At 56.3% G+C, this 8,803-nt stretch carries 7 protein-coding genes, 1 tRNA gene and 2 rRNA genes (1 of these 10 cut by a window edge); all 10 read right to left on the reverse strand.

The window, feature by feature from the left end; translation table 11 throughout:
- Positions 1-168 precede the first annotated feature (168 nt).
- A complete protein-coding gene (locus DTQ13_RS01330) occupies positions 169-432 on the reverse strand; it encodes a hypothetical protein (RefSeq protein ID WP_248460882.1) in 264 nt (87 codons plus the stop codon).
- 155 nt (positions 433-587) lie between these two features.
- On the reverse strand, positions 588-1,070 hold the full coding sequence (locus DTQ13_RS01335) for a 4-fold beta flower protein (RefSeq protein WP_248460884.1): 483 nt from the start codon (positions 1,068-1,070) through the stop codon (positions 588-590).
- A 116-nt stretch (positions 1,071-1,186) separates the two neighbouring features.
- Positions 1,187-1,744 carry a thioredoxin domain-containing protein gene (locus DTQ13_RS01340; RefSeq protein ID WP_349815524.1) on the reverse strand — a complete coding sequence of 186 codons (558 nt, stop codon included), beginning with the start codon at positions 1,742-1,744 and terminating at the stop codon, positions 1,187-1,189.
- A gap of 117 nt (positions 1,745-1,861) precedes the next feature.
- Positions 1,862-3,172 carry a DEAD/DEAH box helicase gene (locus DTQ13_RS01345; protein WP_248460885.1) on the reverse strand — a complete coding sequence of 437 codons (1,311 nt, stop codon included), beginning with the start codon at positions 3,170-3,172 and terminating at the stop codon, positions 1,862-1,864.
- Positions 3,173-3,434: 262 nt separating this feature from the next.
- Entirely contained in the window at positions 3,435-4,046 is a 612-nt protein-coding gene (metW, locus tag DTQ13_RS01350; RefSeq protein WP_154980844.1) for a methionine biosynthesis protein MetW, read from the reverse strand.
- Positions 4,036-5,199 (reverse strand): homoserine O-acetyltransferase, encoded by a 1,164-nt coding sequence (locus tag DTQ13_RS01355; RefSeq protein ID WP_248460887.1) that lies wholly within the window; start codon positions 5,197-5,199, stop codon positions 4,036-4,038. Before DTQ13_RS01355 ends, metW begins: the two co-directional genes overlap by 11 nt.
- Positions 5,200-5,303: 104 nt before the next feature.
- On the reverse strand, positions 5,304-5,768 hold the full coding sequence (locus DTQ13_RS01360) for a hypothetical protein (RefSeq protein WP_043559754.1): 465 nt from the start codon (positions 5,766-5,768) through the stop codon (positions 5,304-5,306).
- Positions 5,769-6,125: 357 nt separating this feature from the next.
- A tRNA-Met gene (locus DTQ13_RS01365) sits at positions 6,126-6,202 on the reverse strand.
- A gap of 38 nt (positions 6,203-6,240) precedes the next feature.
- Positions 6,241-6,355: ribosomal RNA gene (gene rrf, locus DTQ13_RS01370) — 5S ribosomal RNA — on the reverse strand.
- An 85-nt stretch (positions 6,356-6,440) separates the two neighbouring features.
- Positions 6,441-8,803: ribosomal RNA gene (locus DTQ13_RS01375) — 23S ribosomal RNA — on the reverse strand; it runs 374 nt beyond the window's last position.

Below are 8,803 nucleotides of genomic sequence, written 5' to 3' on the forward strand. Positions count from 1 at the left end.
CCGGTCCGTTGGGGCGTGTCTTTCGTGCTAACCTCCTCTTTGAGGCCGGTCAGGCAGGCACTACGGGGGCTCAGCCGGGGGCCTCGACTGCCCCTTGAAAGCATCAAAAAAAGCCTGCCCTCCCTCAGGGAATGGCAGGCCTGCGGCAGTCTTCACGCATGGAACCGATCAGCCTCGGTGATCGTGTTCAGCACGCTTGCCGAGCGCCGTGATGTGAGAGGCTTCCAGCCCTTCGGGATTGTGGTGAGCCTTCCGGGCGATGTCACGTTCTGCGTCCGTGGCGTGCTCACCACTCTTCAGAACATGATCTGCCAGTCGGATGACCTCATCCTTTGTCAGCAGCTTCGGTGTATGGATGGCCTTGCGGGCCAGCTCATGCAGAGAGCTGCTGGCATGAGGTGCCTTGTGCTCATGAGATGCTGTTGTCGGCATGTTCCCAGCCTTTCATTATGAAGACCCTGCCGGGACAGGGTCTGTTATCCCCTGTTGGAGAGGGGCATCACCGCCCCGTCTTCACGGTGAAAGTTTGCCAACCGGACAACAAGTGCACTTCATGCAGGGCTGGCCTGCTGATGGTGTGACACGGCTTACCGGGGCAGACGGTGCAGCAGGATCAGAGCACCCGTCGTCCGGTCTTCCCTGGAGAGCTGTTCCCCCAGACGATCCTTATCAATACTACCAACGGACGAACCATTACGGTCACGCAGGGTACCGTCCCTGTCGATACTCCCCACGTAAGACCCGTTCCGGTCCCGCACGGTTCCATCATCATCCAGACTGCCGACAGACGAGCCATTCCGGTCACGCACGGTTCCATCATCCTCCATACTGCCGAAAGACGCACCGTTCCGGTCACGGATGAAGCCATCCTGCTCAAGGCTGCCAATGGAAGAACCATTACGGTCCCGCAGTGTACCGTCCCCGTCGATGCTCCCCACGTAAGACCCGTTCCGGTCCCGCACATCACTGATCTGCTGCACATGGCCGGAAAACATCTGCGCCCCGGCAGAACTCACCGGGCCAACAACCCCCAGCCATCCCATGACCAGCAAAATACCCACACGTTTCATTCCATGTCTCCCTGAACAGATCACCCGCTCCCCGTCATTACACTACGCCGCATGTGGCCCATGTTGCTGCCCCATGAAGACTGCGTAATGACCATACAGCCTCCGGCAGCCCCATCTCACTTCAGAAGGGCCACCCATTCCTCGACGGACTGCCCGCTCTGAAAACGGTCATCCACCTTTCCATCCAGCATGACAGTTGGTGAAACATGAATGCCGTGCTGCCGTGCGTAGCGGGCATGGGCTTTCATGGCATCCGTCACGCTGGGAAGGCGAAAAGGCGCCGCCAGATTGAGACGGGTATGACCCTCAAGCCGGCTGATCAGATCGTCGGGCGTGGTCTGCATGTTCGGCCCTTCACAATGATGGGAAAACTCGAACTCTTCCCTGTGATCACCGATCGTCCGCACTGTCTGCCAAGCCGTATCCCGGCCATCAGGCAGGGTCGCCGCAGCAAGAATGCACCGGACCAGAATGCCCGAAAACAGATGCCACGGCTGGGAATGAAGATGCACCTGAAGCGTCAGCCTGTCCTCCCCCACATGCTCCAGAAGCGGCATGAGCTTTCTGGAAGCACGCACACAGAAAGGACAGGTTGGTTCCAGAAAGACCTCAATCTTCCGGGCTCCATGGCCCCAGACCAGATCAACCGGCTTTCCTGTTTTTTCAACCATCATGACGTCTCCTTCTGCCGGACTGACGAATCTGCCCTGCACTTTATCCTGCACTCCATACAGAAACAGCCCCGCATGACACGGGGCTGTTTCTCATCTGGAACATGACTGACAGAAGAATCAGGAGGAACGCCGCCTTCTGGCTCCGGGGGCTGCCCGCCCACCAGTAGCAGGGCGAGAGGACGTCTGCGGCCGTGAGGAACGACCACGTCCACCGCCGCTACCGCCACGCCCTCCCCGGCCGCCACGTCCACCACCCAGCACAGGCGGTGGCAGGGTCGAGTTCTGGGCCTCTGTGGAATGGTATGGGTGATCCGTAATCACCGGCACGTTCTTGCCGATACGCTTCTCAATATCCCGCAACCAGGCACGCTGTTCGGCATCACAAAGGGACACGGCCCAGCCATCCCGACCAGCACGGGCCGTCCGACCGATACGGTGGACGTAGGCTTCCGGCACATTTGGCAGGTCATAATTGAAGACGTGAGAGACCTCATCCACATCAATGCCACGGGCGGCAATGTCCGTAGCGACCAGCACGCGGACACTGCCATCGCGGAAGCCCTGCATGGCACGCTCCCGAGCCCCCTGCGACTTGTTCCCATGAATGGCGGCTGCCGGGATCCCATTCTTGCTGAGATATTCCGCCACCTTGTTGGCTTCATGCTTCATCAGCGTAAAAACAACGGCCCGCACGACACGGTCATTATTGACCAGCATCATCAAGGCTTCTTTCTTCGCTGTGGAATCCACGAACAGGACAGCCTGCCGGATGCGATCCACCGTACTGGATTCCGGCGTGACCTGAACAGTTTCAGGGTCATTCAGCAGGGAATGGGCCAGCTCACGGATGGATGGCGGCATGGTCGCCGAGAACAGCAATGTCTGTCGCTTCTCCGGGAGACGGGCCACAATGCGACGGATGTCATGAACAAACCCCATGTCCAGCATGCGGTCTGCCTCATCCAGCACGACAATCTCCAGCGTGGAAAGATCAATATGCCCCTGCCCGACGAGGTCCAGCAGACGGCCGGGGGCCGCCACCATGACATCAACGCCACGCTTCATGGCTTCCACCTGCCGGTTCTGCCCCACGCCACCGAAGATCACCGCATGGGAGAATTTCATGTGCCGGGCATAGGCGGCAAAATTGTCGGCAATCTGCGCCACAAGCTCCCGCGTCGGGGCCAGCACCAGAACACGCGCACTACGAGGGGCCGCCTTGTGGGGATGTTCCAGAAGATAATGGAGGATGGGCAGAGCAAATGCTGCTGTTTTGCCCGTTCCTGTCTGCGCCAGACCGAGAAGATCCCGTCCCTCCATGAGATGGGGAATTGCCCCAGCCTGAATGGGGGTTGGCGTGGTGTAGCCCTCTCCGTCCAGCGCCTGCAAAATCGGGGCCGCCAGACCGAGCGCTTTGAAACTGCTCATGATTCTTCCTCAAAACCGGCGTTACTCCAGCACTCTGATCTGGCAACACCGCATAAAATAAACGCCTGAACCCCTCTTTCCTGAGGCGTTCCGCTCGTCTCGCCCAAAAATAGGACTCTATTTGTCTTATAACAAGAGGAAAAAGACGATGTCTTTTTATGACCTTATTTCGCAAAAAAGGCAGGCCACCTCTGTTTCAATAAAAAACAATGAAAACAGATCGTTAGGGCCTACAAACTGCCTTATAACGTCTCCGTGAATTCTATTTCTGTCCACTTTTGCGGCGAAGAAGAAACAGTCCCTGCTCCCCGAACAGATTGGCCAGATGGGGCGAACACCCTGCCAGACGGGACTGACGGTTTCCGTTCACGACCATCCACTGACAGACCTCGTACCCGTCTTCCTCACACAATGCAAAGAAATCATAGATCGTACAGGGATGGATATTCGGCGTTTCATACCAAGGGGTAGGCCAGACGGATGTCATCGGCATCCGTCCCGTCCGCAACAGATGCCAGCGCAGCCGCCAATGTCCAAAATTGGGAAAAGAGACCAGCGCCAGCCGACCTATCCTCAGCATGTGCCTCAGGACATCCCGTGGACAGTCCACTGCCTGAAGCGTCCTTTGCAGAACGACGTAATCAAACGTTCCATCAGGATAATCAGCCAGCACCACATCGGCATCACCATGCATGACGGGCAGACCATGGGCTACCGACTGCGTGACCGCTTTCATGTCCAGCTCCAGCCCTTGGGCGTCGCAATTCTTCTCCCTGGACAGGTGGCCAATCAGGCTTCCGTCGCCACACCCGATATCCAGCACCCGGCTATGGGGGGCCACCATGGCGGCAATCAACTCCTGATCAAAGCGCATGATGATGGTCTCCCTCAGCCAGACCGGCCTGACGGGCCATTCCATTCAGAAACCCACGAACCGTTCTGTCAAAATCCGGCTCTTCCAGAAGAAACGCATCATGCCCCCGGTCACTGTCTATTTCCACGAAAGACACATGCCCTCCTGCCTGGGTGATGGCCCGAACCAGTGTCCGGGAACGGGATGTCGGAAACAGCCAGTCAGAACTGAAAGACACAACACAGAAACGGGTTTTCACGCCTCGGAACGCCTCCGAAAGACTGCCTCCATGCTCGCTGCCCAGATCGAAAAAATCCATGGCCCTCGAAATACTCAGATACGAATGGGCATCAAAGCGGCGCGTAAAGTTGGACCCTTGATAGCGCAGGTAACTTTCCACCTGGAACATGCCCCCAAAAGGGAGGGCAGCTAGTGGATCATGGGGGGCCGGCATGGTGCCGGGACGGATTTCCCGCCCGAACTTCCTGGTCAGGGCTTCTTCCGAAAGATAGGTGATATGGCCAACCATTCTGGCCACGGCCAGACCACGGGCCGGGATGACGCCATGGGCCTGATAATCCCCCCCGTGCCAGTCTGGATCACCATAAATGGCCTGACGACTGACCTCGTTGAACGCAATGTTCTGGGCTGACTGAAACGGCGATGTTGCAATCGGCATGGCAGCAAAGACGCGATCTGGATAATCCGTGGCCCATGTCAATGTCTGCATCCCACCCATGGAGCCACCAATGACAGCAAAAAGCCTGTCAATGCCAAAATGGTCCACCAGCTTTACCTGAGCGGCCACAATATCGTGCATGGTGATTGGAGGAAAATCCTTCCCCCATGGCCGCTCTGTCCCGGCCCGTACCGTTGTGGGGCCGGTGGTCCCCATACAGCCACCCAGCACGTTGGCACAGATGACAAAGAAACGGTCCGTATCGATAGGCAAACCGGGACCGACCATACGGGACCACCAGCCCGGCTTCCCCGTAACGGGATGCGAGCTGGCCACATACTGGTCGCCGGTAAAAGCATGACATATGACGATGGCATTATCCCTTGTGGGAGAAAGCTCACCATATGTCTGATAGGCAATATCCAGCGGAGCGATCTTCTCCCCACACTGAAGGGTCATTCCCTCAGGGAAAGTGATAGACTGTACTTCCAACATCGGCTCCGGCTGTCTGTAACGAGAAACCCGTATAAAAACACTGCCATACTCATGGTTTCAAGACAGAATAAGCACGGAGCCCACGGCATCGTTCCAAAAACTGCTTATTCCGCTGCTTCCAGCATTTCCGGATAGTTATCCTGAGCCAAGGCCGGCATTGGCATCCTCTCGGCTACAGACTGCATCCTCTTGCGCACGGGGAGCCAATACCCATAAGCAGCCAGAGCCTGCCCAAGATGCATCAGCGCTTCGCCCAGCTCAGAATGTAGAGTCTGCTCCTCCGGGGCATTCTGCATATCTGACAGAATGTTCAGAAGATGTTCCTCCGTGGCCGAATATTCCAAGGCTGCGGTTGCACAGACAGCATGAAGAAAAAGCGCCTTGAACCGCTCCTGAAGGCGCTCTGCCTCCTGCCCCAGGAGCCCAGACAGAGACATGGAGCGCCGCCAGCAGCTCGGCCCCAGCAGATACCGCAGGGCCCACAGGGCCGTCTGCTCCTCCCGCGCCAGTGTCTTCATGGAAGCGTCATGGATGGTGTCACGCCGTTCGGCAATCTGAATGATGTTCATGAGGCCTCTCCCTCTCTCTGCGAGTTGCTTCACGAATGACGTTAGATGAGAACTCTTCTCACTTTCAACAGAAAGATGCGACCTGAATCCTCTTTCTCCCGGCAAAAATACGCAAAGAGCTACAAAAACAGCCAGTTATTGACGTTATTAAAGTTTTCTATAAGCCAGAGAATCAGGTTTTAGAAACACAAGATGCTGTGGTTCTTTGCATCCACAGCACACAAGATATCGATTCTCACATGAGGATGGTCATATCCCCTCGTGGAGTCTGTACCCTTTATTCATGACAGATGGTTGGGGAACGTGTGGACCCACGGGAGGACCATGGCTATCTGGTTATTTCTGATTTTGTGGGTATGGATGCGGGGGTAGGATTTGAACCTACGACCTTCAGGTTATGAGCCTGACGAGCTACCGGGCTGCTCCACCCCGCGTTGGTGGGTGGTTTTTATGGGGGTGGGTGAGCGAGGGGACCTGGCGGCGACCGACTTTTCCGCTCCTTAAGGAGCAGTATCATAGGCGCTGGAGGCTTTAACGGCCGAGTTCGGGATGGGATCGGGTATGGATCCTCCGCCATGGCCACCAGGTCTTCCCGCTCACCCATGTGGGTGTTTGGGGGTGTTTTGGTTGGTGTTTTCTGGAGTGTGACTGACTACTGTGCATGTGTTCTGGTGTGTGAGAGATATGGGCGATTAGGATCAGTCAGCTACACATGTTGCCATGCTTTCACACCTGACCTATCGACGTCCTGGTCTTGGACGGCCCTGTGAGACCTAGTTTTGAGGCTGGTTTCCCGCTTAGATGCTTTCAGCGGTTATCCATTCCGAACTTAGCTACCCGGCTGTGCCGCTGGCGCGACAACCGGTGCACCAGAGGTTCGTTCATCCCGGTCCTCTCGTACTAGGGACAAATCCTCTCAAGTCTCTTACACCCACGGCAGATAGGGACCGAACTGTCTCACGACGTTCTAAACCCAGCTCACGTACCACTTTAATCGGCGAACAGCCGAACCCTTGGGACCTGCTCCAGCCCCAGGATGTGATGAGCCGACATCGAGGTGCCAAACCTCCCCGTCGATGTGGACTCTTGGGGGAGATCAGCCTGTTATCCCTAGAGTACCTTTTATCCGTTGAGCGATGGCCCATCCACGCGGGACCACCGGATCACTATGGCCGACTTTCGTCTCTGCTCGAGCTGTCACTCTCGCAGTCAGGCGGGCTTATGCCATTGCACTCGACAGCCGGTTTCCGACCGGCCTGAGCCCACCATCGCGCGCCTCCGTTATTCTTTGGGAGGCGACCGCCCCAGTCAAACTGCCCACCATACAGGGTCCCGGACCAGGCTGACTGGTCTCGGTTAGATATCAGAAAAGTTCAGGGTGGTATTTCAAGGATGGCTCCACCGGAGCTGGCGCCCTGGTTTCAAAGCCTCCCACCTATCCTACACAAAACTTTCCTGATACCACTGTAAAGCTGCAGTAAAGGTTCATAGGGTCTTTCCGTCTGACCGCGGGTACCCCGCATCTTCACGGGGAGTTCAATTTCGCTGAGCCGATGCTGGAGACAGCGGGGAAGTCGTTACGCCATTCGTGCAGGTCGGAACTTACCCGACAAGGAATTTCGCTACCTTAGGACCGTTATAGTTACGGCCGCCGTTTACCGGGGCTTCGATTCGACGCTTGCACATCTCCTCTTAACCTTCCGGCACCGGGCAGGCGTCAGACCCTATACGTCATCTTTCGATTTCGCAGAGTCCTGTGTTTTTACTAAACAGTCGCTACCCCCTGGTCTGTGCCACCCGCCGATGGTTGCCCACCAACGGGTCTCGTTTCTTCCGAAGTTACACGAGCAATTTGCCTAGTTCCTTCAGCATCGTTCTCTCAAGCGCCTTGGTATACTCTACCAGTCCACCTGTGTCGGTTTCGGGTACGGTCTATATGCCAGAGCTATTTCCTGGAACGGTCCAAAAGCCAGCTCAATCCGATAAGAGCTGACAACATATCCCGTTCGTCACTTCTGGCAGGCTCAGGACTATTAACCTGATTCCCATCGACTACGGCTTTCGCCCTCGCCTTAGGGGCCGGCTCACCCTGCGTGGATTAACCTTGCGCAGGAACCCTTGGACTTTCGGCGACAGTGTTTCTCGCACTGTTTGTCGCTACTCATGTCAGCATTCGCACTTCTGATACCTCCAGAGAGGGTCACCCCGTCTCCTTCGCAGGCTTACAGAACGCTCCGCTACCGCGCATAGTAAACTATGCACCCACAGCTTCGGCACGTGGCTTGAGCCCCGTTACATTTTCGGCGCAGGGTTTCTATTAGACCAGTGAGCTATTACGCTTTCTTTAAAGGATGGCTGCTTCTAAGCCAACCTCCTGGTTGTTTTGGAATCCCCACATCCTTTCCCACTTAGCCACGATTTAGGGGCCTTAGCTGGTGGTCTGGGCTGTTTCCCTCTCGACAATGGACCTTAGCACCCACTGTCTGTCTGCCGTGCTCATACTCCTCGGTATTCGGAGTTTGGTTAGGTGTGGTAAGGCTTTGGGCCCCCCTAGCCCATCCAGTGCTCTACCCCCGAGGGCAATACACGACGATCTACCTCAATAGATTTCGCGGAGAACCAGCTATCTCCGAGTTTGATTGGCCTTTCACCCCTAGCCACAGCTCATCCCCGACTTTTTCAACAGGCGTGGGTTCGGCCCTCCAGTGCGTGTTACCGCACCTTCAGCCTGGCCATGGCTAGATCACTCGGTTTCGGGTCTTCTACCAGTAACTCAGTCGCCCTATTCAGACTCGCTTTCGCTACGCCTACACCTACCGGCTTAAGCTTGCTACGGACAGAAACTCGCTGACCCATTATACAAAAGGTACGCCGTCACCCCATAAGAGGCTCCGACTGCTTGTAGGCACCTGGTTTCAGGTCTCTTTCACTCCCCTTATCGGGGTGCTTTTCACCTTTCCCTCACGGTACTGGTTCACTATCGGTCACCAGAGAGTATTTAGGCTTGGAAGGTGGTCCTCCCATGTTCAGACAGG

This window comes from Parasaccharibacter sp. TMW 2.1888, from assembly GCF_023167265.1.
In the GTDB taxonomy this organism is placed as follows: domain Bacteria; phylum Pseudomonadota; class Alphaproteobacteria; order Acetobacterales; family Acetobacteraceae; genus Bombella; species Bombella apis.